General features: G+C 38.0%; 17 protein-coding genes. 13 read left to right on the forward strand and 4 right to left on the reverse strand.

The window, feature by feature from the left end:
- Positions 1-60: 60 nt before the first annotated feature.
- Entirely contained in the window at positions 61-678 is a 618-nt protein-coding gene (locus HZR84_09415; GenBank protein QNL22146.1) for a carboxypeptidase-like regulatory domain-containing protein, read from the forward strand.
- Here the strand turns inward: HZR84_09415 and HZR84_09420 are convergent, their stop codons facing one another.
- The 4 genes from HZR84_09420 to panB form a co-directional block, all read right to left on the reverse strand.
- Entirely contained in the window at positions 679-4,680 is a 4,002-nt protein-coding gene (locus HZR84_09420; GenBank protein ID QNL22147.1) for a DUF4011 domain-containing protein, read from the reverse strand. It abuts the gene before it with no gap.
- Between the two features lie 136 nt (positions 4,681-4,816).
- Positions 4,817-5,113, reverse strand: coding sequence for a prolipoprotein diacylglyceryl transferase (locus HZR84_09425; GenBank protein ID QNL22148.1), 297 nt, complete (start codon positions 5,111-5,113; stop codon positions 4,817-4,819).
- Complete coding sequence (locus HZR84_09430; protein QNL22149.1) at positions 5,097-5,816, reverse strand: RluA family pseudouridine synthase; 720 nt, start codon at positions 5,814-5,816, stop codon at positions 5,097-5,099. The genes HZR84_09425 and HZR84_09430 overlap by 17 nt, the downstream gene beginning before the upstream one ends.
- Positions 5,813-6,631 (reverse strand): 3-methyl-2-oxobutanoate hydroxymethyltransferase, encoded by an 819-nt coding sequence (gene panB, locus HZR84_09435; protein ID QNL22150.1) that lies wholly within the window; start codon positions 6,629-6,631, stop codon positions 5,813-5,815. Before panB ends, HZR84_09430 begins: the two co-directional genes overlap by 4 nt.
- A gap of 220 nt (positions 6,632-6,851) precedes the next feature.
- Here panB and HZR84_09440 point away from each other — a divergent pair, with 220 nt between their 5' ends.
- The 12 genes from HZR84_09440 to bglX all read left to right on the forward strand — a co-directional run bounded on the left by HZR84_09440 (position 6,852) and on the right by bglX (position 25,803).
- The gene (locus tag HZR84_09440; protein QNL22151.1) at positions 6,852-8,231 is read left to right on the forward strand and encodes a sigma-54-dependent Fis family transcriptional regulator; all 1,380 of its coding nucleotides are present in this window, start codon (positions 6,852-6,854) and stop codon (positions 8,229-8,231) included.
- Entirely contained in the window at positions 8,221-9,576 is a 1,356-nt protein-coding gene (locus HZR84_09445; protein ID QNL22152.1) for a GHKL domain-containing protein, read from the forward strand. The genes HZR84_09440 and HZR84_09445 overlap by 11 nt, the downstream gene beginning before the upstream one ends.
- A 76-nt stretch (positions 9,577-9,652) precedes the next feature.
- The gene (locus tag HZR84_09450) at positions 9,653-9,889 is read left to right on the forward strand and encodes an acyl carrier protein (protein ID QNL23232.1); all 237 of its coding nucleotides are present in this window, start codon (positions 9,653-9,655) and stop codon (positions 9,887-9,889) included.
- Positions 9,890-9,978: 89 nt separating this feature from the next.
- Positions 9,979-12,354: a TonB-dependent receptor gene (locus tag HZR84_09455; protein ID QNL23233.1), complete on the forward strand. Its 2,376-nt coding sequence runs from the start codon at positions 9,979-9,981 to the stop codon at positions 12,352-12,354.
- Between the two features lie 4 nt (positions 12,355-12,358).
- Positions 12,359-13,216 carry a DUF4249 domain-containing protein gene (locus tag HZR84_09460; GenBank protein QNL22153.1) on the forward strand — a complete coding sequence of 286 codons (858 nt, stop codon included), beginning with the start codon at positions 12,359-12,361 and terminating at the stop codon, positions 13,214-13,216.
- Between the two features lie 248 nt (positions 13,217-13,464).
- The gene (locus HZR84_09465) at positions 13,465-16,458 is read left to right on the forward strand and encodes a TonB-dependent receptor (protein ID QNL22154.1); all 2,994 of its coding nucleotides are present in this window, start codon (positions 13,465-13,467) and stop codon (positions 16,456-16,458) included.
- A gap of 5 nt (positions 16,459-16,463) precedes the next feature.
- Entirely contained in the window at positions 16,464-17,957 is a 1,494-nt protein-coding gene (locus tag HZR84_09470) for a RagB/SusD family nutrient uptake outer membrane protein (protein ID QNL22155.1), read from the forward strand.
- A 62-nt stretch (positions 17,958-18,019) separates the two neighbouring features.
- Positions 18,020-19,333 carry an Ig-like domain-containing protein gene (locus HZR84_09475; GenBank protein ID QNL22156.1) on the forward strand — a complete coding sequence of 438 codons (1,314 nt, stop codon included), beginning with the start codon at positions 18,020-18,022 and terminating at the stop codon, positions 19,331-19,333.
- 56 nt (positions 19,334-19,389) lie between these two features.
- Entirely contained in the window at positions 19,390-21,354 is a 1,965-nt protein-coding gene (locus HZR84_09480; protein QNL22157.1) for a hypothetical protein, read from the forward strand.
- 48 nt (positions 21,355-21,402) lie between these two features.
- Complete coding sequence (locus tag HZR84_09485; GenBank protein ID QNL22158.1) at positions 21,403-22,755, forward strand: DUF3131 domain-containing protein; 1,353 nt, start codon at positions 21,403-21,405, stop codon at positions 22,753-22,755.
- On the forward strand, positions 22,748-23,521 hold the full coding sequence (locus HZR84_09490; GenBank protein QNL22159.1) for a dienelactone hydrolase family protein: 774 nt from the start codon (positions 22,748-22,750) through the stop codon (positions 23,519-23,521). Before HZR84_09485 ends, HZR84_09490 begins: the two co-directional genes overlap by 8 nt.
- Positions 23,522-23,523: 2 nt before the next feature.
- Positions 23,524-25,803: a beta-glucosidase BglX gene (bglX, locus tag HZR84_09495; protein ID QNL22160.1), complete on the forward strand. Its 2,280-nt coding sequence runs from the start codon at positions 23,524-23,526 to the stop codon at positions 25,801-25,803.
- Positions 25,804-25,822 lie beyond the last annotated feature (19 nt).

Here is a 25,822-nt window from a genome sequence, read left to right on the forward strand (position 1 = left end):
TAAGCCTGACGGCAATAAAATCGTATATTTGAAGTTCCTAAATTGAAATATTATTTCTTTATGGCGCTAAGATTGGCTGCATTATTTCTTTTTACCATAGTATTTTCTGTTTCGCAAGCACAAGAAGATCGAAAGGTGGTTCAAATTGGTGGATTGATTGTTACAGGTGACAGTGCTTATGGAGTGCCCGGCGTGCATATTTATGTAGATGGTTCCGGACGAGGAACAACCTCAAATGAATATGGATTTTTTTCATTCCCAACCCTTGTCGGTGATACCTTGACGATCTCTGCTGTTTCCTATAAAAAAAGAACCTATGTGGTTCCTGACAATGGAAAAGATCAGATTACAGCTTACATTGAACTGAAGCAGGATACCATTATGCTACCTTCCATTAGTATTTATCCCTGGCCAACCGAAGAGTTATTTAAGGAGGCATTCCTTGCCATGAACCAAACCACAGGAGAAGAATTTTTAAAAAGAGGAACAATGAATGAGAATTTATTGCTAAAAATGCAATATTCTCTGTCTATGGATGCGAGCCTGAACTATGCATTCTACATGAATAATTATGCAGAGATGCAGGGTAATGAATACATGGCACCAACGCTTTCTTTGATCAATCCTTTTGCCTGGGCCCGTTTTATAAAATCTTTAAAGAACAAAGACGACAATTAATTACCTGTCGAGAAATCGGTTTACAGCCATCATTGCTTCTGTGTGATTGGTCCAGTATTTTCGACTCAATACAAAAGTATATTCCCAGTTTTTCTTTTGAAGTTCCATCGGCCGGTAGGCAAACACTTCTTTTGCACTATAACTTTCGTAGAACAAGTCATCATCTGTGAATATCAATTTGGCCGAATCGCCTTCCTTCCAGACCATAAGATCTACAAATGGCAAATTTTCTGAATAATTGATTTTTTCTTTATTCAGCCAATTTTTTAAGCGATTTTTCAAATACCAATCCTGCTTAAATCCTTCTTTTTCGCTAAAATGAGAATCGTATTGGCCGTTTGAGACCTGCAATGCATACTCGAGATAGGACTTTAATAGTTTGGGGCCTTCGTGTTTTAAATCCTCTGTATTTAATTCCTGTGGTAATATACTTGCCACAATATCTATTTTTTTTCTGGCCCTTGTTATTGCCACGTTTAATCTGTTTTCTCCACCGGCTGCATTTAAAGATCCGAATTGGTGTCTTAGCTTGCCCGAGGAATCTCTGGCATAAGAAATGGAAAAAATAATAACATCGCGTTCATCGCCCTGAACATTTTCAATGTTCTTGATAAAAAGATCTTCCGGAATCGGCCATTTTTCATTAATGGAAACTTCCTCAAGCAAATCCTGGATTAAATTCTGCTGGAAGAAATTGAAAGTGATGATCCCTATGTTGGTGATGCCTGCTTTCAGATAGTTTTGAACCAGACGTATAACTTCTTCGGCCTCCATCACATTCTTATTACTTTCCCAGATTCCATAACTTAAATGATGGTATTTTATTGCCGGATCTGTATTGAACATGGCATTGGGCGAAGGAAGAAAGCGCAGAGAGGAATTATAAAAATGTTTGTTGGAGAAATCGATCAGATCTAAACTGGAACTTCGGTAATGCCCTTTGAGCATTGTGGTCATCAAATATCTGCTTCCCAGATCGAGCAAGGAGTCATTCTCCAAATCGGGGTTTTCTTCTTCCTCAACTTCGTACCTCACCTGGTATAGATTATTGGGCTGCAATTGTTTATTATCACCTAATATAACCACTTGCCGCGCCCTGTAAACCGCCGGAATTCCTTGTTCGGAAAAACATTGAGATGCCTCATCAAAAATCACCAAATCAAAAATTTCTTCTATTGGAAACATGGCTGAAACCGATTCGGGCGAGGCCATCCAGCATGGAATTAAATTAAAAAGCTCTTCAAAATGCTTGGATATCAACTGCCTGAGCGGCCAGATCTTTCTTTTTTTATTCACCTGATGCTGAAGTTCGCGATAACTTACAAGGTTGTTGAGGCGATTGTACTCAAGGGATTTGTAGGTCATTTCCCTGAGGCGCATAAGCAATATATCGCTGCTGGAAGACTCTTTTTCCTTGAGTGATTGCTGTAGTTGGACTATCTTTTGATCCAATTCAGAACTGCCTGCCATTCGCAATTCAGGGTATTTTATTTCCAGATGTTCAATCCAGGTAAGGGAAAGAGAATTTAACAAGATTGGAATGACCTTGTCGGGATGATCGACTTCTGGCACATCGAGAACTTTTTGTAAAAGTTTTATATCGGATCTCGGAAGATCATCTTTCAATCGGTCGAAATAACAGAGGTCTTCAAAATCGGAATTTACGCTTGAAATTAATTTGTCCAGATTTTTTGCAGAGAATAATTGCTCTTCGATCTGTTTTTTACTCAAGTGCTTATTCCAAACCTTTAATTTTTCATGAATGATCTTTGATAACTCAATAAGGCCTTCCATTTTTTTATTGATATGCTGAAAGGTACTTTCCTTGAATTTGAAATTTTCCCTTACCGTTCTGAAACTTTCTATAATGGCTTTCGCATTTAGTGCTTTTTGCTGTACATCAAACCAATCCTGCAATTTTTGTTTCTCTCTTGAGTCTGGCATTTTACTGAGCCAATTTAAATTTCTCAGGAAAGACAAATTATGTTCCAGATTCATCCTGTTATTAAGCTTTTGTTCCAGAATATTAAGATTATTGGGATTGAGTTCAAGGCCATTGCTGACCAATACTCTTTTTAGTAAATAGCTTTCTTTGCTGAATAGGGAATACAGCCACCAGGTAATGATATTTTTTCGTTTGGACAATGCATTATCCAATAGTTTTTGTACATCGACCAACTCCTCAGATTTGGTACTTTGTTCCACCCCCTCTCCTGCGAAACAGTCCATAATGATTCTCTGTCTGTTTTGTAATAGCAGGAGGTCTGTTTTATTATCAATGTAATGTCTGAATGATTCAAAAATTTCTTCGTCCTCAATTATTCTCAAAAAAGCTCTGAGATCTTTTTCGGCATCGAGAATAGATAAATGTTCTTCAAGACTCATTTCTCTGATGGCGAATTGAGTAATTTTTTCATTGACCTTTTTCTTAAACACCGGGATTTCATTGAGAGTACTCACGATTGTTTTTAAATCAAGTCCGGAGAACTCTTTAAAACTAACCCGGTCCTTCCACAAATAATCTTCCGCTTCAAATCTGAAGTACATATTGATGTATTGATCCCATGAGGAAAGCTTCTCATCTATTTCATTCATTCGGTAATTGCTGAATTCTTCATCAAGCTTTACCGATAAATTGTTAAGCTCTGAACGCAGATATAATTCCTTCGCAGAGATACCTGCCTGACTGGTATCAAACAATGCATTCTTAAAATCATCCAGATCCTCGGTTAGCTGGTCTATTTGTCGGCAGGCTTTGAGATAATTTCTTTCGAGAAAAATTGAATCAAGGCCATTGTTGATTTGCTGGTATTCGTAAAGGCTTTCAATTTGTCTGTTTATTTGTTCGTAAATGCTTTTTCGATCATTTTTAAAATCGTGAACCAGGGCACAAAATTTCTCGGCTTTAATTTCCTCCAGTCGTTTATAGACTACATCCAGTGCGGCCCTTTTTTGGCATACCAGTAATATCTTTTTGCCGCGTGAGGCAAAATCTGAAATTAAATTACAGATGAGTTGGCTTTTTCCAGATCCGGGTGGACCCTGTATAACTATAGAATTGTGTTTTTTTATCGCTTTTAGTGCATTTTCCTGTGAAGCGTCAATTGGAAATGGCGTGTAGGTTTCTTCTTCTTTTAGTTTGTTAAGAAATTTCATCCTATAAGGTGAGCCTTCTTGCTGTTCTTCTTCAGGGCTGGGATTTTTATCGGCAAAAAAGGCTTCAAGATCACCAAAGCGATTGCTTTCAATGAGTTCGTTATAGTCCGTTACCAGATGTGAGCCCGATTGTGGAAAAATTCCAAGAACGGCCTCCGAAAATAGTTTTAATTCACCTGCCTCGTATTTTTTTACAAATTGATCTTTTTGAAATTGACTAAAGGCAATGATCCTTTCCATGAAAAGATCCTGATTGAAATTGAGCTCTATGGGTGAATCGCGAATAAGTTGATAAAGAGAAGTAAGAAAAGGCCGAATCTCATTGTCAAAATCGTTGAATACGGTTTCCAGAAAATCATCCTCAATTCGTATCTTATTAAAATAGGAATAGGCCAAAAGAAAACTCTTATTGAATGTTATATTCACTTCCGAACGCGAAAAGAGCATCCATTTATTTTCCTTCAGTTCCAGCTTAACCGGAAAGAACAAAAGCGGACAACGCACCATTTGCTCTCCCAATAATTTGCCATGAACAAATGGCCATCCCAGATATAAGTCTTTAGCCCCACTTTCTCTAAATATGAAGTTATCTCTTCTTTGAATTTTGGCTAGATTGGCTGAAATATCATTTCTTTTACCCACACGCGGATCAATATTTTCCGTTAGGAAATAGGATTTGCCTTTGCTGAGCTGCTCAATAACTTTTAGACCTTCATCTTTTTTTAAGGCATCGATTTTATGAAAATCAATATCCTGATAAGCTGTATTTCTGAGAAGAAATAAGGACCTGTTTCTCTGAGATAGATTGGTGAGTCGTTTTAGATATGCCGAAAGGATGCTTTTCATGCGGTTCTAAAAATAAGAAAAGCGAAAGCCATTGCTCAGATTATTATTGATTGATTTTATAGAATGCTTATTTATTGCAGATTACAAATTGTTTTCCTTCTTAAAATGAGAAATACTTTTAATCATCAAATTCGCTTTATTTTCTTTTAAGTCTTGAAAAAGATTTTTTGACAAATGCCCTAAAAAACGAATACTGGCCAAAAATAAATCCATAAAAAAGCAGAAAAGCCATGTAAACCGGCAGGATTAAAATATAGTAGATGATGCTCACATAAAGAGGAAGGTTTTCTGCATCAAATCCAAGAAAATTGAAAAGTGGTTTTTTTAAGAAGAGAACCGTGAAACCCGTACAGGTAAAGACGATCAAAATCATTACAATCCTGAAAGTCGATTCCACACCCCATCTGGATTTCAATTTATCTATCCAACTCATCTTTAACTTTTGCAAAATGATGGAACAAATTCCAGGTGGATTCATTTGGCAATGGGGCTTCTATATGCATTACTTCCTTTTTAACAGGATGTTCGAAAATCAGGGCCTTGGAGTGAAGATGAATGCTTCCGTCGGGATTATTTTTTCCAAAACCGTATTTGACATCGCCTTTAATTGGGCATCCAATTTTAGCCAGTTGTGCACGAATCTGATGTGGGCGGCCCGTTTTTAATTCGATTTGCCATAAATAAAAACCGCCGGTTCTTCCAAGAATTTTAAAATCGAGTTCAGCTTTTTGTGCGCCGCTGGTATCTTTCCCATATACATTGACAAAGTTTTTGTTTGTATTTTTTTTCAACCAGTGAACCAATGTGCCGGATTCGGTTTCAGGTTTGTCTTTAGTGAGCGCCCAGTAAATTTTTCTTATTTCTCTATCCTTAAATAGCGCATTCATACGCGCAAGACCTTTAGAAGTTCTTGCCAATACTATTGCTCCACTAACCGGACGATCCAATCGATGTATGACACCACAAAATACTGCACCCGGTTTATTGTATTTTTTTGCAATGTATTCTTTAACCAGTTCGGATAGTGGTGTATCCCCTGTATCATCCCCCTGAACCAATATTCCTGCAGCTTTATCTACAGCAATAAGGTGATTGTCTTCATAAATTACCTTAAAATACCTGGAAGTGTTTTTCAATACGACTCTTTGTCTTTAGGGAAATCAAGATTTTTAATGTCCTTGATATAGTTTTTAACGGCATCGCTCATGACTTTATGCAATTCGGCATACCTTCTGATAAAACGAGGGGCAAAATCAACGGTGATGCCGAGCATGTCGTGACTTACCAGAACCTGTCCGTCTACATCTTGTCCTGCTCCTATGCCAATAACCGGAATTTTTACTGACTCAGCTACTTTTTTTGCCAGTTTTGCCGGTATTTTTTCCAGAACAATGCTGAAACATCCACACTCTTCAAGAAGTTTGGCGTCTTCTATTAGTTTCTCAGCTTCGGCTTCTTCCCGGGCGCGGACTTCATAAGTGCCAAATTTATAAATGGACTGCGGGGTTAAACCCAAATGTCCCATGACCGGAACCCCTGCAGAGAGTATTCTAATAATCGACTCCTTAATTTCGGATCCACCCTCCATTTTTACGGCATGAGCTCCCGATTCTTTCATTATTCTGATCGCGGAGCGAAGTGCTTCCGAAGAATTTCCCTGATAACTTCCAAAAGGAATATCAACCACAACCAAACATCTGTTTATTCCCCTTACCACAGCAGCAGCATGATAGATCATTTGATCAAGTGTAATAGGCAAAGTCGTCTCATGCCCTGCCATTACATTCGAAGCCGAATCACCTACGAGTAAAATTTCAATCCCAGCTTCATCCAGAATTCTCGCCATGGAAAAATCATATGCCGTAAGCATTGAAATTTTCTCACCCTTATTCTTCATTTCCTGAAGTGTATGCGTGGTGACCCTTTTGATATTGTCTTTTGCGACTGACATTTTAGTGAATTAGGATGTAAAACTATTAAGAAGAATTGATACTGCCGATTAAAGCATGAATTATTAATAATGCACAATATTCTGTTCGAAAACAATACAAAATCGAACGAATACGAACAGTTTTTATATCTTTATTTCTTTAAGAAGGCTGAAAATGCTTATGCTTATATATTTCAGTACTGGCATTGTTTTGGCAAATGAGCAATTAAAATTATAAGACATGGCATCTGACAATGAGAAAATCAAGGTACTGATAATTGATGATGATGAAGATGTACTCCTTGCGGCGAAACTCTTGTTAAAAAAACAGTCAATGGAAGTGGAGATTGAAAAAAATCCAAATAAAATTCCATTTCTGCTCAATAACAACAGCTATGATGTGATTCTTCTCGATATGAATTACAGTATGGATACCACAAGTGGCAAAGAAGGCTTTCACTGGTTGCAAAAAATACTGGAACTCGATCCTTCATCAGTGGTGATAATGATAACCGCATTTGGTGACGTAAACATGGCAGTGCAGGCCATTAAAGAAGGTGCCACTGATTTTGTATTAAAGCCCTGGCAAAATGAGAAATTAATAGCTACTATTAATTCCGCATCCAAATTGAGAAAATCCTTTCAGGAAGTAGAAGACTTAAGACAAACAAAATCGGCTTTGATCAAAGACCTGTCTACAGGTTCGGAAATACTGGGACAAAGCAATGCCATGAAAAATGTATTTGCCATAATCAATAAAGTGGCAAAGACGGATGCAAATGTTTTGATCCTCGGCGAAAATGGTACCGGAAAAGAATTAATAGCAAGGGAAATTCACAATCAATCACTTAGAAATAAGAATGCCTTTGTAACAGTAGATATGGGTGCTTTAAGTGAAACCCTTTTTGAAAGCGAGCTTTTCGGTCATAAAAAAGGCGCCTATACTGATGCCAAGGAAGATCGGCCGGGCAGATTTGAAATTGCTCATAATGGGAGTTTGTTTTTGGATGAAATTGGCAACCTGACGGCTCCGCTACAATCTAAACTACTGACGGTTTTGCAAAACAGACAGGTAACCAGATTGGGAACCAATAAAGCCATTCCAATTGATATACGACTTATTTGCGCTACCAATATGCCTTTGCTCGAAATGGTGGATACAAGTGACTTTCGACAAGACCTTTTATACAGAATAAATACGGTGGAAATCCATCTTCCTTCTTTAAGAGAGCGGATTGATGATTTGGAATTATTGGCCAATCATTTTCTTGCGATGTATTCTAAAAAATACAGAAAACCGGTTAAAAAAATAATGGCAACCACCATTAAAAAACTTCAGTCCTATCATTGGCCAGGAAACATTCGCGAATTGCAGCACGCTATAGAAAGGGCTATTATTATGTCTGAAGAAAATGCCTTGCAAGCCGATGATTTTTTCTTTTTGAATCAGAAAAGCGATTCATCTAAAATACCTATGGATACTTACAATCTGGATGAAATGGAAAAAGTAATGGTTCAAAAAGCGCTTGATAAACACGGCGGAAATATTTCAAAAGCTGCTAAAGATTTAGGACTTACGCGGGCATCACTTTACCGCAGATTAGAAAAGCATGGGCTTTAAAAATTTCCGGTTAAATGTAATCATTAGAGTATTAGTGCTTGCGGCTTCTATTGCAGGTCTCATATATCTAGTTCTTGACACCCAGTATTACGCAACCATGGTGGGATTGGGAATATTCATAATCATTTGGTTGGGTGCGCTGATAAATTATGTGGAGAAAACCAATAGAGACATTGCCCAATTCCTTAATTCAATCAAATTTGATGATTTTTCCTATTCATTTACAGAAAAAAACATAGGGGGTTCTTTTGACAGGCTTAATAAGGAATTTAACTCGGTCATTAGCAAATTCAGGGAGATCCGTGCAGAAAAGGAAGCCCAGTTTCACTATTTAAAAACAGTAGTTCAGCATGTAGGAATTGGTTTAATTTCTTTTCGTGCCAATGGTGAGATACAATTGATCAATTCAGCCGCAAAAAAGTTACTCAATGTAATTCCGCTTCGCAGCATAGAAGATCTTTCGAAATTCAACGAAGAACTAGCTCGAAGAGTGGAAATTTTGGGAAATGGTGAAAAAGATCTGATAAAAATCCAAAATAGAAATACAGATTTGCAACTATCCATTGCCGCGACTGTCTTTAAGCTAAGAAAAGAAGAATTTAAACTGGTTTCAATACAAAATATTCAAACCGAGCTCGAGGAAAAGGAAATGGAAGCCTGGCAAAATCTAATCAGGGTCCTGACACATGAAATAATGAATTCCGTAACACCGATCTCATCTCTTGCCTCAACTGTAGATGACGCCATAGTTGGACATATTACGGATAATCCTAAACCGTTGGAAGTAAATAAAGAAGACCTCGAGGACATGCACATGGCTATCCAGACCATAAAAAGGCGCAGTGAAAGTTTGATCAAATTTGTAAGTGATTTTAGAAATATGACCAGGATACCATTTCCATCTAAATCACTCTTCCATGTAAAAGATTTGATGGAACACATACATCATTTGATGAAACCCGATATCCAAAAAGCAAAAGTTAATTTTGAAATGGAAATAGAACCGGACAACATGTCTTTAAATGCAGACAGGGACCAAATCGAGCAGGTAATCATAAATTTATTAAAAAATGCAATTCAGGCATTCGGAGAACAAAAAGAGAAAAATCTATATCTCCGCGCCTGGATGGATGCCTTGTCGAAAATTCACATAACAGTAGAAGACAACGGCCCGGGTATAGAAAAGGAAACTTTGGAAAGAATATTTATTCCATTTTTTACCACAAAAAAATCAGGTTCGGGAATTGGTTTAAGTCTGTCAAAGCAGATTATGAGACAGCATAAAGGGACTATTAATGTCGATTCCATTAAAGGTAAGCGCACAAGATTCACCCTGAGATTTTAATTATTATAGAAAAATATAGATAGAATTAGATTTTTTAATGAATTTAGCATCAATAAGTTTTTGAAATATGGCAGAAATATCAGAAATCAAGAAAAAGGTAAACGACATTCTAATTAATTCAATCGGTATAGAAGAATCGGAGATTACTGAAGAGGCAAATTTAATTAAGGACCTTGGTATTGATTCTCTGGATTATGCAGAGCTTGTTATGGAATTCGAACAGAATTTTGACATCAAAATCCCCGATACAGACGCGGAGCAATTGGCAACCGTAGGGCAGATCTACTCTTATATCGAGAAAAACTCAAATTAATTTTTACAGAGATGGCAACCTTTGGAGAGGTTGTTAGTCTATAGTTTAAGAAGGTCAAATTAAACTTATCAATCATGCCGATAAAAGTCATGATCGCTATAATTGCGATTTTGGTATGCCCAAATTTTACTATTGCACAGGAAAAATTCACCATTTCTGGTTACATCAGAGACCAGGCCAATGGAGAGGAATTGATAGGGGCAACTATTTTGGTAAAAGAGCTTGGTTTAGGTACCGTTTCAAACCCATATGGATTTTATTCTTTAACGCTACCCCGGGGTGAATATATTCTCGAATTCAATTTTATCGGATATGATAAGATTGACAAGTCGATAGTTTTAGATCATAATATTGAAATGAACCTCGATTTACCCGGTTTAAGCATTATCACGGATGAAGTGATAATTGAGGGTACTAAAGAAGATCTTAATGTGACCGATGTGTCGATGAGTAAGGTCGAAATGAACATAGATCAGGTAAAGAAATTACCGGCGCTATTCGGAGAGGTTGACATCATCAAAACAGTTCAAATGATGCCGGGAGTGGTTTCAGCAGGAGAAGGAACTTCAAGTTATTTTGTCAGAGGAGGTAGCTCGGATCAAAATCTTATTCTGATTGACGAAGCACCAATTTATGATCCCTCGCATATGTTTGGTTTGTTTTCAGTATTTAATGCAGATGTAATTAAAAGTTCCGATTTATATAAAGGAGGAATTCCGGTTGAATACGGCGGGCGATTATCTTCAATATTGGACATACGAAGCATAGACGGAAATAATCGCGAAATGGGAGTAAATGGCGGAGTGGGTTTACTCGCAAGTAGGATTTTGATTGAGGCGCCAATTCAAAAAGAAAAAAGCTCATTTCTTATTGCCGGACGGCGCTCTTATGCCGATCTATTTTTAAAGCTTTCAAACAATGAAGACCTCAGAGATGATCAGGTGTATTTTTACGATATCAATGCCAAGGTCAATTTCAGGGCCAATAATAACAACCGATTTTTTATTAGTGTTTACAATGGAAGAGATGCACTAAAGTTTGGAAATGATTTTGGATTTGACTGGGGAAATAGAACAGCAACCATTCGTTGGAATCACCTTTATAACAAAAGACTTTTTTCAAATACCTCTTTGATCGGAAGCATTTTTGATTACGGTTTGGAATCAAACGGTGATGCCCTCGGATTGGAGTGGACCTCCAATATTTCAGAGCTTAGTTTAAAAAATGATTTCAATTATTTCCTCAATACCAATAATACAATCGATTTTGGTTATCAGGTAAGCTGGAAAAGATTCTCACCCGGAAAAATTGTTCCGGAAGATGAAACCTCCATTTTTAATAAAGTCGAATTGGAAAGAATGTATGCCCTTGATCATGCTTTCTATGTTGGCAATGAACAGCGGATTTCATCAAGAATATCCATGTCTTATGGGATAAGATTATCCATTTTTCAAAATTTGGGTAAAACCAGAATCTATGAATATGCCGATCAGTCGGACAACATAAGCAGCAGGCAGGATAATGTTTTGGATACCATTGATTATGATGATTGGGAAAACATCGTGACTTATATCAATCCTGAACCAAGGTTTTCTATTCGTTATCTCCTCAATGAATCTAATTCCATAAAAGGCTCTTACAACCGGATGGTGCAGAATGCGCATATCATTTCTTCAGGGACCGTTCCATTGCCATTTAATACCTGGAATCCGAGCTCACCATATTTAAAACCACAGATTGCTGACCAGGTAGCTCTTGGATATTTTAAAAATATCAATTCCAATATGTACGAATTGTCCGGTGAAATTTTTTACAAGAACATTCAAAACGTGACCGACTTTGCAGATAATGCTGAAATATTCTTCAATTTTCATTTGGCCAATGAATTTCGTCAAGGAAATTCCGAAGCTTATGGTTTGGAATTATTTGCAAGAAAAAACAAAGGCAAACTAACCGGATTTGCGAGTTATACCTTATCAAAGGCAACAAGAACAATAGAAGGGGTCAACAATGGAAAAACCTTTAATGCCAATTACGACCGGCGACACAATTTCAACATAATTGCCACTTATGCATTAAAAGAACGCATAGACATTGGTGCAAACTTTACATATTCCTCCGGAAGACCAATTACAATACCCAGCGGTAAATACGAATACTTAAACTATACAGTTCAGCAATACACGGCTCGCAATGCATATAAACTGCCCGCTTATCACAGGCTGGATTTGTCATTAACTCTCAATGGAAAAAAACACAACAAGAGAGGAGAAGCTCGTAAAATGACAGATGCATGGGTGTTTTCGGTATATAATGTCTACAACAGACAAAACGCTTTTACAATTTATACCGAAACAAAAACAGATGAAGAGGGCAATGTGCTTGGAGATGGCCGCGAGCTCGTAGCTAAAAAAGTATCTCTATTTGGCATTTTACCATCGGTCACATACAATTTCAGATTTTAATACCATGAAAAAGCATTTAATAATTTTAGCAATAATTTCTGCTCTCTTTCTTTCCGCCTGTGAGGAAGAAATTCAATTGGATGTGGATCAAACCGAAATGCAATTGGTAATAGATGGTTTATTAACAGACTCATTAAAATATCACGAAATAAGATTAAGCACAAGCAATGGTCTCTATGATAAAAATGGCTTTCCCGCTGTTGATAATGCAAGCGTATCGGTGACAGAAAAATCAAATGAGGGAATTGAACGCATAATAAATTACGATTTAACCGAGAAGCCCGGACTTTACCGTTCTCAAATAGAATTTAAAGGGACAATTGGCAACACTTATGAATTGAAAATCGATTGGAAAGGAGAGACCTATACTGCTGAAGATATACTCCTACCGGTTACAAAAATTGATAGTCTTGTGGCTGAACCGGTGGAAGAAGACTTCGAACCATGGGATGAATTGATCGATTCGCTGGGAACAGAAACCGGGCCTTTTTATTATATCAAGTTTTACGCTATTGAGCCCGGCAATAGAGTTGATTTTTATAACTGGCGTTTTTATAGAAACGGTGTATTTAAAAACAATGAGGGTAGGGATGTATATTATGCCTCGGATGAAATAGTTAGAGAGGAAATAAATGGCATATATATAACCGGGGTGTATACAAGTGGCGATACGGTATACATGGAGCAATACAGTATTTCAAGAATAGCTTATCTCTATTACTTTGATCTTGAAACTGTTCTTAACTCAGATGGAGGAATGTTCAGCTCTGCTCCGGCAAATCCGAGAAATAATTTGAGCAATGGGGCTCTTGGCTTTTGGCAAGTTTCTTCTCTAAAGAATATTAAACTTATCATACCCTAATTTTATTCAATTTGTATCAAAAGAGATCTCATGCGATTTAATTGTCCTTTGCCTTAGGAATTGCAAATTCATATTGACAAGGAAGCAATTAGAGCTTATAAATTTATATTAAGCAGGATTTTTTATTAAGATAACATGTCTTTGCTCAAATATAAATAGGAAAATATTTTTGTATATCTGTGTAGTTTTTAGTAGCCTTATATGCAGTTTGATTATTTTTTTGATCAAATAAGTTCTAATTTATACTTATGGGAAAGAAACTACTCTTAGTGTGTTCCATTATTGTTTATTCCGGAATGCTCTTTTCTCAAAGTTTAAGTGTATCGGGAACAGTAACAACTGAAAATGGTGAGACCTTACCGGGAGTAAATGTCATAGTTCAGGACACCAATATGGGAACCGTTACCGATATAAACGGCAATTACACTATAGAACTTGCAATGCCCAATGCCACACTTATATTTTCATTTATTGGTTTTAAAAATCAGGTAATTCCCGTAGAAGGAAGAACAAAAATTAATGTGACTTTAATCGAAGATATTGGTCAACTTGATGAAGTCGTAGTAATTGGATATGGGTCCTTGAAAAAATCGGATATGACAGGTTCTGTTACTTCTGTAAAAAGCAGGGAAATAGTCAAGGCTCCTGCTGCAGATCCGGTTCAATCTCTTCAGGGAAAAGTTGCCGGACTACAAATACTGAATAGTTCGGGCGCACCTGGTGAAGACTCTTATGTGCGTTTAAGAGGAATTAACACGTTAAACGATAATAGAGTATTGTATATAGTTGATGGAGTGATCATTGAAGGGGGTATCAACTTTCTCAATAGTCAGGATATTGAGTCTATAGAAGTATTAAAAGATGCATCTGCAAAGGCTATTTTTGGAACACGAGGTGCCAATGGGGTAATAATTGTAACTACAAAAAAGGGTAAAGGAGATGCGAAAATAAATTTGAGTTCTGAGTACAGTGTAGAAAAAGTAGCGAATAGAATTGCCCTTATGAACGGACCGCAATTTGCCACACTTTTAAACGAAGCCAATCCGGGAACCTTTAATAATATTGATGCTTTGCCAAATATTGATTGGCAGGATCAGATCTTTGAAGATTGGGCACCCCTTCAGAACCATACCGTATCCATTTCCGGTGGATCGGAAAAGATGAATTATTATTTTTCCGGAGGGTATTTTGGACAAACCGGAGTCATTCCAAAGTCGGAATTTGATCGCTACACATTAAAATCAAATACGGCTTATCAGGTTAAAAAGTATTTAAAGATCGGGAGCTCTCTGACGGGTGTATTTACCGAAAGACAAAACCCTCCTAATGTAGTAAATACCGCCTATCGAGCCTGGCCTATTGATGATCCCTATAATCCGGATGGAACATTCGGAGAAGTAAGAGGTGCAGGAAATCCATTGGCGGCCATTGAATACACCAATAACGAATCCAAAATATTTCGTATGATCGGAAATGTTTACACCGAATTTAATTTTTTGAAGGACTTTAAATTTAAAACGAGCTACCAATTTGATTTGGGCAATTCAAAAAGTAGAAGTTTTACCCCGGTCTATTTTGTCTCTCCAACACAGCAGGTGGAGGAGAATATTTTAACCATCAATTTCAATGAAGACAGAAGCTGGATTTTTGAAAATACCTTATCATATTCAAGGGAATTTAAAGAAAAACATCAAGTGGATGTTGTTTTGGGTTATTCTGCACAGGAAAACAATTCTGAATTTATTTCAGGAACAAGATTAAATCTACTGGGAGAGGCAGAAGAGCTTTGGTATTTGAATGCAGGTTCGGCCGATGATCAACGAAATTCGAATGGCGCAGCAACCCGTGCTATAAATTCGATCTTATTCAGGGCCAATTATGTCTACGATTCAAGATATTTGTTTACCGCAACCGTACGAAGGGATGGGTCATCCAGTTTTGGTGAGAACAACAGATACGGTAGTTTCCCTGCATTTGCTCTGGGATGGAATGCTTCCAATGAAGACTTTTTCCCTGATATACCTTTAAACTTTTTGAAATTCAGAGCGAGTTGGGGAATAAACGGAAATCAGGCCATTCCTTATTTAGATCAATACTCCAGAATAGAATCTAACATTGACGGCGTATTTGGAACTGACGAGACTTTGAATTCCGGTGCTACATTTTCCGGCCAGCCGGGAAATTCCGACTTAAAATGGGAGGAAACAACCGAATACGATCTGGGCGTAGAACTGGGCGTATTTAAAAGTAGACTCACCGCTACTATAGATTATTACAATAGATATACAAGAGACATTCTTGTCTTATTGGATTTACCGGGTTATGTAGGGGCCGGAGCCTTTGTGCAAAAAAGATTTAACGCCGCGGATGTGCGCAATTCCGGATTAGAGTTTACATTGAATTGGGAAGACAATATTAGAGACTGGAATTATGGCTTGGGATTCAATGGAAGTACAATTAAAAATGTTGTAGAGGACCTCGGTCAGGGTATTCCAGGAGCTCAGGAAGAAATATTTTCCGGTAATCTCGGCAATGGGCAAAGGGTGACAAGGACTACTGTTGGCGAGCCTATTGGATACTTTTACGGATATAATATTGTAGGGGTATTTCAAAATCAAGATCAATTAAATTCAACGCCAAGTTTGTCTCAGCAGGGAGTAGGGGATTTTATTTATGAAGATGTCAATGGTGATGGAGAAATAACACCCGATGATAGAACGATTATTGGTACATGGATACCCGATTTTGTTTATGGTTTTAATGCCAATGTAGGTTACAAAGGGATTAATCTATCCTTTGATTTTGTTGGTCAAATTGGCAATCAAATTTACGATGGCAAAGAGGCCAATCGATTTAGTACATTAAATTTTGAAGAAAAATACCTGGACCGATGGACCGGTGAAGGTACCTCAAATACCGACCCTCAAGCTTCCCTGAGTGGAATAAACTTCCAACCATCAAATTATTTTGTGGAAGATGCATCCTTTCTAAAACTGAGAACAGTTACTCTTTCTTATGAAATTCCGAAAAACATCCTTGAAAAAATAAAAATTCAATCAGCATCCATATATTTTCGAGGAACGAATTTGTGGATCAAAACAGATTACAGCGGCTATTCTCCTGAAATAATTAGTAGAAACCCGGATAATACAATTAGTAATTCGGCTATTGGGGGTATAATTGATTTTGGATCATATCCAACCACGAAAGTATGGAGTGCCGGATTAAAACTTAATTTTTAAGAAATATGAAGACTCTCAGATTGAAATATTTCGCTTTTATTTTACTGTTAATTTCGATTTCAGCGTGTAGAGAAGAATTCCTGGAAAGGCCACCACTCGGATCTCTGACCGATGGCACATTTCCTGCCACATCGGATGAAGCCATAAGCGCTACAAACGGAGTGTATAATTCACTGCGCCAATGGCAAATCAATACGGGCGGATTCCCACTTTTGGATATCATGTCAGATGAATCCAGAAAAGGGAGTAATCCCGGCGATGGAATTCAGGTAGATGCATTTGATAATTTTTCATACACTCCATCGGAAGAGGCCATTGAAAATTGGTATAGAACGCTTTATCAGGGAATCAGACGATCTCATTTGGTTATCGAAAGAGTGCCGAATATAGCAGATATAGATGATGCACTTAAAACCAGATTGATTGCAGAAGCGCGATTTCTGAGAGGATATTTTTATTCGATATTGTACAGAGGATACAGAGACGTACCACTTGTGACTACTTCAGAAGCGCCCAGCGGCTTATCTAAAACTGCAGGGGAACAAATATTTAATAATTTGATTGAACCCGATTTATTATTTGCTCTGGAGAATCTTCCATTAAAATCTGATTATTCCGTGGAAGAGGCGGGAAGGGCTACAAAAGGTTCTGCTGCAGGGCTTTTGGCAAGATTGTATCTTTTCAGAGGAAATTTTGTAAAAGTCGAACAGTATTCCCTGGAAGTAATCAACTCCGGGCAATATTCTCTGGAGGATAGTTTTTCCAATGCTTTTTCTGTAATGGGAGAATTCGGTCCCGAATCTGTTTTTGAAGTTGGTGCGTTGCCGGAAAATAGTTTAGACAGAGGAGGAAATCAGTATGCCAATACCCAGGGTGTTCGAGGAACACCAAATTTTGGATGGGGATTTAACAGACCTTCTTACCAATGGATACAGTTTATGGGAAATGATCCGCGTATGGAAGCAAGTATATTTTTCCTGGGAGAAATAATTGATGGTGAGACAATTTTGGGAGATGGTAATACGCCCGATACCACTTACGTTGGTACAAGCAATGAAATTTTGGAAATTGAAGTATATAATCAAAAAGTTTATGCAACCGGTGAAGGAAATCAGGCAAGATGGGGACATAATCGACGTATAATACGTTATTCAGATATACTCTTAATGGCGGCCGAAGCCATGAATGAAAATAATAAAGCATCGATGGCATTGCCCTATTTAAATATGGTGCGTGAGAGAGCAGATGCAGGGCAAAATATATTACCCAATATTACAACCACCGACAAAAATCAGTTGCGGGATGCCATTCTAGAGGAAAGACATAGAGAATTATTTTTGGAAGGATTGCGATTCTGGGATTTGGTAAGAACCGGAAGAGCGGCAGATGTATTAGGGCCTTTGGGATTTGAAGAAGGTAAACACGAAATATTTCCAATGCCTCAATCTGAAATAGATATTTCACAAGGAACAATTACTCAGGCTCCTGAATGGCAATAAAGAGCCAGGGTTTAAATAAAGTTTTTTCTAAAAATTAAATATAAAAACCAATAATTATGAAAATGATAAGAACAAGTTTATGGTCAATATTACTTGTTGCGGCAAGCATGTTGATATTCATTTCCTGCGGTTCCGATGATGATAGCTCAAGTGGACCTGATGGGGTTTCACTTACTTCATTAATGGCTTCAGGAACGTCCCTAAGCACAGGTGCTGATACAACTGTGGATTTAAACGGTGCAACATCGGCAACAGATGTGCCTCCTAATTCGGAAATTACAGCAGAATTTTCAAAAGAGGTGAATGCAAGTTCAGTGTCAACTTCGTCGGTGACAATTTCAGCCGGTGGAAATGCTGTAGATATTCAAGTGACGACCAGCGGAAGTACTGTGATAATTACTCCAACAGGTGAATTACCAAGAGGTACTGATCTTACTATTACTTTTGCAGGAAGCATTACAGCTGCTGACGGCGGAGCGCTTGCGGAAACTACAAGATCCTTTAGAACAGATGGAAGAGCGGTTGTTACACCTCCACTAGCGGGTGATCAACATGCCTACTGGAAATTTGATGGTAACGCTTCTGATGCAATGGGAACTTATGCAGATGGAACGGAAGTCGCTGTAGATTATCAGACGGACCGTTTTGGAGCGCAATCAAGTTGTGCCTATTTCGATGGGGATGCCAGTATTATTGAAGTTGCCGATGCCGGTAAAATGATGGATGATGCAACAGATTTTACCATTAGTTTTTGGGTGAAAACAAATTCTGATGGTCATGTAAATGAAAATGGAGATCCAACAGGGCATTTTGTATTTGGACTTGGTGCATTTTATGGAATTCAATACGAGATATTCTCAAGTTATCATGGTTCAAAATTTGCAATAAGCTATGAGAACGATTCAATGAATTTCTCAGAAGACATGTGGTTCCCTGCAAATGCAACAGACAATACCAATGGTGGATGGCAAGGTTGGGACTTTGCAAAGTCTATTGATGAAACAGCAATGGAAGGAATTCTTAAAGATAAGTGGGTTCACGTTATCTATTCCTACAATGCTACTGAAAGAAAAGGCTCAATGTATTTCAACGGAGAACTTATGAAAAGCTTCGACTTCGACCTATGGCCTGATGGTGATCCAAAAAGAAGTACTATTGGGGTAGATTACAGAGGCGCTGAGCCGGATGTTGTAAATGAACTCGCTTTTGGATTCGTTCAATCCAGAGCCGGAACTTTATGGGATACAGAACCTTGGGGTGGATATGATATCACAACGTCGCAGCACTTCAAAGGTTGGTTAGATGATTTTAGAGTATTTCACGGAACGTATTCTGATGCAGATGCTTCAACACTTTATAATGCTGAAAAACCTTAATTCATTAGAATTATAATGAACAATGGAGGCTTCTATTTAGAGGCCTCCTTTTTTATATGAAATATATTTCGCTCATAGTACTAGTACTTTTATTCATTTCCTGCAATAAGGATGATGATTCCATAACTGATACACCACAAGCAGGATTACTACAACTTTCTTCAGTAAAAATCGGAAGTGAAAATCTTTCGCCTTCAGGTTTAAACGAAAACCAACCTGTCGATGAAGTTGTCTTATTGATTTTTAACCAGCAACTCGACACTAATTCTGCATTTGATGCGATCACACTAAAAGATTTAAATGAAGCTGAAGTGAGTTCCGATTTCAGTTTTATCAGTAATAATACTTCCATTTCCATTCGTCCAGATTCATTACTTAAATATGATTCTGAATATGAATTGGTGATTGGTGAGGTAAAAGCTGCCAGCGGAGATGTCTTTCCCGGAATAACCTACAGATTTAAAACAGAGCCCGGCAATTTCGAATTGGTTCTGGCTGAAATAGATGGCGTAAATATGCTTGACAATGCGAGTATCCAAAATATTCCTACAGATTTCACAATTGAATTAACATTTTCCGAATCTTTAGACCCTACAACGGACTTTAGTAATTTCTTTTTTCTTGGAAGCCTTCAACCAACTTTTGAGCTTGATACGGATAAAAAAAATCTAAGATTATCATATAGTAATTCCGAATATCTGAACCGATATAATTTTGTCATTTCTTCAAACTTAAGAAGTGAGCAGGATTTCAGATTTCAAGGCTTTAGCAAAAACTTTTATACGTCAATTGACAGCACTTATAAATTTCCTTTGATTACTGACGAAGAACTGCTTACCAAAGTTCAGGAGCAAACTTTTAAATATTTCTGGGATTTTGCCCATCCTGTAAGCGGGCTCGCAAGGGAAAGAAATTCGTCCGGGAATACGGTTACAATAGGAGGCTCAGGATTTGGAGTGATTTCTATTTTGGTTGGAATTGAAAGAGGCTTTATAAACCGTCAAGAGGGTATTGACCGTCTGGAAATAATCGTGAACTTTCTTGAAAATGCTGATAGATTTCACGGTGCTTGGCCACATTGGATGGACGGAAATACCGGCACAACCATACCATTTGGAACAGATGATGACGGCGCTGATTTAGTCGAAACGGCATTTATGATCCAGGGATTGCTTACAGTTCGGCAATATTTAAATCCGGGTAATTCACAGGAACAAACGATTATTACTAAGATCACCCAGTTATGGGAAGCAGTGGAATGGGACTGGTTTACAAAAGGCGGAGAAAATGTATTGTACTGGCATTGGTCACCGAATGTGGCTTGGCAGAAAAATCTTCAAATCAGAGGATGGAATGAAAGTCTGATTATCTACGTACTCGCAGCTTCTTCTCCCACACATAGCATTAGCTCAGCGGTATATGATCAGGGTTGGGCAAGAAATGGAGGGATGCTAAACGGGAATGACTATTACGGAATTACACTTCCCTTGGGTTATACCATGGGAGGCCCCTTATTTTTTGCTCATTATTCATTCCTTGGTCTCGATCCTAGAAATTTAAGTGATCAATATGGCAATTATTGGACTCAAAATGTTAACCACAGTTTAATAAATCAAGCGTATTGTATTGACAATCCAAAAAATTATTTAATCTATTCAGCAGCTTGCTGGGGGCTAACTGCCAGCGATAATCACATAGGATATTCCGCGCATTCACCAACAAATGATTTAGGCGTAATTACACCTACTGCTGCAATTTCATCAATTCCTTATACGCCGAATGAATCAATGGATGCCATAAGATTTTTCTACTATTACATGGGCGATAAACTCTGGGGCGAATATGGATTTTACGATGCATTTAATGCAACAGAAAATTGGTATGCGAATTCTTATCTGGCAATAGATCAAGGTCCAATTGTAGTTATGATTGAAAACCACAGGACAGGTTTAATTTGGGATTTGTTTATGGATGATCCGGAAGTACAGGCAGGTTTAAATAAACTGGGGTTTAGTTTCTGATTAAAACTATTCTGATTTAACTTAATGTTTGCTTCAAAATAATTGGATATGAGAGACTTCATTGCTTATTTATTTCTTTTGGCATCAATTCTTTCATGTGGAAATGATGAACAAAAACAGAGTAAGGCAGATTCTTCAATTTACAAACCTTCAATAAGCGATGATTCGCTGCTAAACCTTATACAATATCAAACTTTTCAATATTTCTGGAAGGGCGCTGAACCCAATAGCGGCCTGGCTCCTGAAAGAATTCATATGGATGGGGAGTACCCAAAAAATGATGCACATGTAGTAACAAGCGGGGGTTCGGGTTTTGGCTTGATGGCAATAATCGTAGGAGTAGAAAGGGGCTTTATCAGTAGAAAAGATGCTGTGAAAAGATATGAAAGAATAATGAATTTCCTTGAAAAGGCGAATCGCTTTCACGGCGTTTGGCCACATTGGATGGATGGAAATACTGGCGAAGTAGTACCCTTTAGCAAAAAGGATGATGGAGGAGATTTAGTGGAAACGTCATTCTTGGCAGCAGGACTTTTAACTGTCCGACAATATTTGAATGAGAATGATCCTGATGAAAATAAATTAATAGAAAGAATAAATAAGCTTTGGGAAGAAATTGAATTCAATTGGTATACCAAAAGAGAAGAAGATGCACTGTATTGGCATTGGTCGCCCAAGTATGAATGGGATATGAATTTCAAAGTAGAAGGGTATAATGAATGTCTGATCATGTATGTTCTTGCCGCTTCCTCCCCAACACATTCTATCGACAAAGACACCTATGAAAAAAGCTGGGCTCGAAATGGAGACATAATGAATGATACTGTTTTTATGGGACTGGAAACTATTTTGGATCATTATCCTGGAAATAACGACCCGGTAGGGCCATTGTTTTGGGCACATTATTCTTATCTGGGACTAAATCCAAAGAATTTGAGAGATCAGTATGCAAATTACCGGGAACTGAATCAAAATCATGCTATGATACATTATCGCTATTGCATTGAGAATCCAATGGGGCATGATGGCTATGGTGAAAATTGCTGGGGATTGACTTCGAGTTACTCACCAAAAGGTTATGCGGGTCATCATCCGGGTGAAAAAGACATAGGAGTTATTTCACCAACAGCGGCCATATCTTCATTTCCTTATACACCTGAAGAGAGTATGGATTTTCTTAGATTCTTGTATGAGGAACATCCCGAGTTAATAGGGGATTATGGGCCTTATGATGCATTCAGGCTTTCTGATAACTGGTACCTTCAAAGATATCTGGCCATAGATCAGGGCCCCATTCCAATAATGATCGAAAATCACAGATCAGGCTTAATCTGGGATTTATTCATGTCTGCCCCGGAAGTAAGAAAGGGGCTCGAAAAGCTAGGATTTAAATATGAATAGAACTGTAATACTGTTATTTATTTGTTTATCAGCGAGTGCATTATTTGCTCAATCACCATTCCATTATGCTACCTTCAGGATGGATACTTCAGAATTAAACTACAGAATAATGTATCCTGAAAACATGAATAAGGGAGCAAGATATCCACTCGTGTTATTTCTTCACGGTTCGGGTGAACGTGATAATGATAATGAAAAACAGCTGGTACACGGGAGTAAGTTATTTATTGAGAATAGGTCTTCGTTTCCGGCAGTCGTGATTTTTCCACAATGCAGAAAAGGGCAAAGCTGGGCAAAACTTGAGCGAGCGGAAACACCGCAAGGTCTGGAGTTCATTTATCAGTATGGAACAGAACCAAATTCCGCTATGAAAATGGTAATTGGACTATTAGACTCTATTCTGGCATCGGAAATTATAGATAAAAGTAGGATTTATGTAGGAGGCCTTTCAATGGGAGGTATGGGCACATTCGAAATATTATGGAGAAGGCCTGATATTTTTGCAGCCGCATTTCCCATTTGTGGCGGCGGAAACCCAGTTTTTGCTGAGCACTATAATAAAAACCTATCCGCCTGGGTATTTCACGGAGCCAATGATGATGTTGTTAAGCCTTCGGAAGTTCTCGGGCTTGTTGAATCTATGAAGGATAATATTAAAGAAATTAAATTTACATTATATCCTGATGCCAACCATAATAGCTGGGATCCTGCATTTGCCGAGAAGGACCTTTTGCCCTGGTTGTTTTCAAAATCTTTAAAGCAATAATTATGAAAATTAAATTTCTGTTAATTTCAGTACTCGTTCTATCTTTTTTGTCCTGCAAAAAAGAAGATCAAGAAAAAAGTCAAAAAAATATGTTTTTGGATTCGCTAATGGCAAAAATGACGCTTGAGGAAAAGATTGGACAGCTTAATATGGCTACAGCAGGACACATTGTTACGGGGCAGGCCACCAATTCCGATATAGCTGAGAATATAAGGAAAGGAAATATTGGTGCCCTCCTAAATATCACCAAAGCTGATAATATCAGACAAGTGCAAAAGATTGCTGTAGAGGAAAGTCGATTGAAAATTCCATTGCTTTTCGGTCTTGATGTAATACACGGTTATAGAACCATTTTCCCGATTCCTATAGGATTGTCCTGTTCATGGGATATGGCTTTGATTCAGAATTCAGCTCGAATTGCAGCTCAGGAGGCGAGCGCTGATGGTATCTGCTGGACATTTTCTCCAATGGTGGATCTTTCACGCGATCCAAGATGGGGAAGAGTAGCAGAAGGGGCAGGTGAAGATCCATATCTGGGAGCAGAAATAGCAAAAGCTATGGTATATGGATATCAAGGCGATGATCTTACAAAAAATAACACCTTGCTTTCATGTGTCAAACACTTTGCACTTTATGGTGCTTCTGAGGGAGGGAGAGATTACAATACCGTAGATATGAGCAGGGTGAAAATGTTCAATGTATATTTTCCTCCATATAAAGCTGCAATTGACGCGGGAGCAGGAAGCGTGATGACTTCTTTCAATGAAGTGGAAGGAATTCCGACAAGCGCTCATAAATGGCTTCTGGATGATGTGCTAAGAAAAAGATGGGGTTTTGATGGCATCATTTTTACCGATTATACCGGAATAAGTGAAATGATAAAACATGGTATTGGTGATTTACAGGAAGTCTCAGCCAGGGCAATTAATGCCGGGTTGGACATGGACATGGTGAGTGAAGGATATCTTAAGACTCTAAAGAAATCGGTTGATGAAGGCAAAGTAGATGTTTCGCAGATTGAGAAATCATGCAGAAGAATTTTGGAAGCCAAATACAAATTGGGTCTGTTTGATGATCCCTATAAATACTGCGATCCCGAAAGAGCAAAAACTGAGCTATATACAAATACCAATAGGCAGATTTCAAGAGAAATCGCAGCGAGAAGCATGGTATTGCTAAAAAATGACAAAGACATCTTGCCACTTAAGGAAAAAGGGAAGATAGCTATAATAGGCCCATTGGGGGATAACAGAGAAAATATGTGCGGTACCTGGAGCGTATCCGGACAGTTTGATAAAGCCATTTCTCTGAAAGACGGAATTGAAAAAAGACTAGGTGATAAGGTTGAAATACTATTGGCAAAGGGTTCGAATATAGTTGAGGATCCTGCTCTTGAAAATAGAATAAGCACTTTTGGGAAACCTACATACAGATCTGACCGCCCCGCAGAGGAAATGATTAAGGAAGCAGTAGATGTGGCGAAAAAAGCAGATGTGATAATCGCCGCAGTAGGTGAAGCCGCGGAATATAATGGAGAGTGTTCGAGTAGATCAGACCTTGAATTACCAAATGTTCAGAGGGACTTATTGAAAGCACTGGTAAAACTTAATAAGCCCATTGTGATGGTATTGTTTACGGGCAGACCTTTATCAATAGGCTGGGAAAAAGAAAATATACCATCGATTCTAAATGTATGGTTTGCCGGATCAGAGGCTGGAGATGCAATTGCTGATGTTTTATTCGGCGATGTAAATCCTTCTGGAAAGCTTACGATGTCATTTCCACGAAATGTAGGTCAGGTACCTGTTTATTACAATCATAAAAATACCGGTAGACCATTGGAAGGTGAATGGTTTGAAAAATTCAAGTCAAGCTACATCGATATCCCGAATGAGCCCTTGTATCCTTTTGGCTATGGTTTGAGTTACACAACTTTCGATTACAGTAATCTAAGGTTAAGTAGTGAGTCTATAAAAATGGGTGAAGAACTGAATGTCAGCGTAGATGTGAAAAATACCGGTAAAAGAAATGGAGAAGAAGTTGTGCAATTGTATATCCGAGATTTGTTTGGAAGCATTACAAGACCGGTGAAAGAATTAAAAGGATTTAAAAAAATAAAACTGGACGCCGGTCAGACAAAAACAGTCGAATTTACTCTTAACAATGAGAATCTGTCATTCTACAATTCTGATTTGGAATTCGTAGCAGAATCCGGAGAATTCAAAGTATTTGTGGGAGGAAATTCGGTTGATCTGCTTGAAGGAGATTTTGTTCTGGAATAGATTTTTTAAAAATTCAAAA

Source organism: Hyphobacterium sp. CCMP332 (assembly GCA_014323545.1).
In the GTDB taxonomy this organism is placed as follows: Bacteria; Bacteroidota; Bacteroidia; order Cytophagales; family CCMP332; genus CCMP332.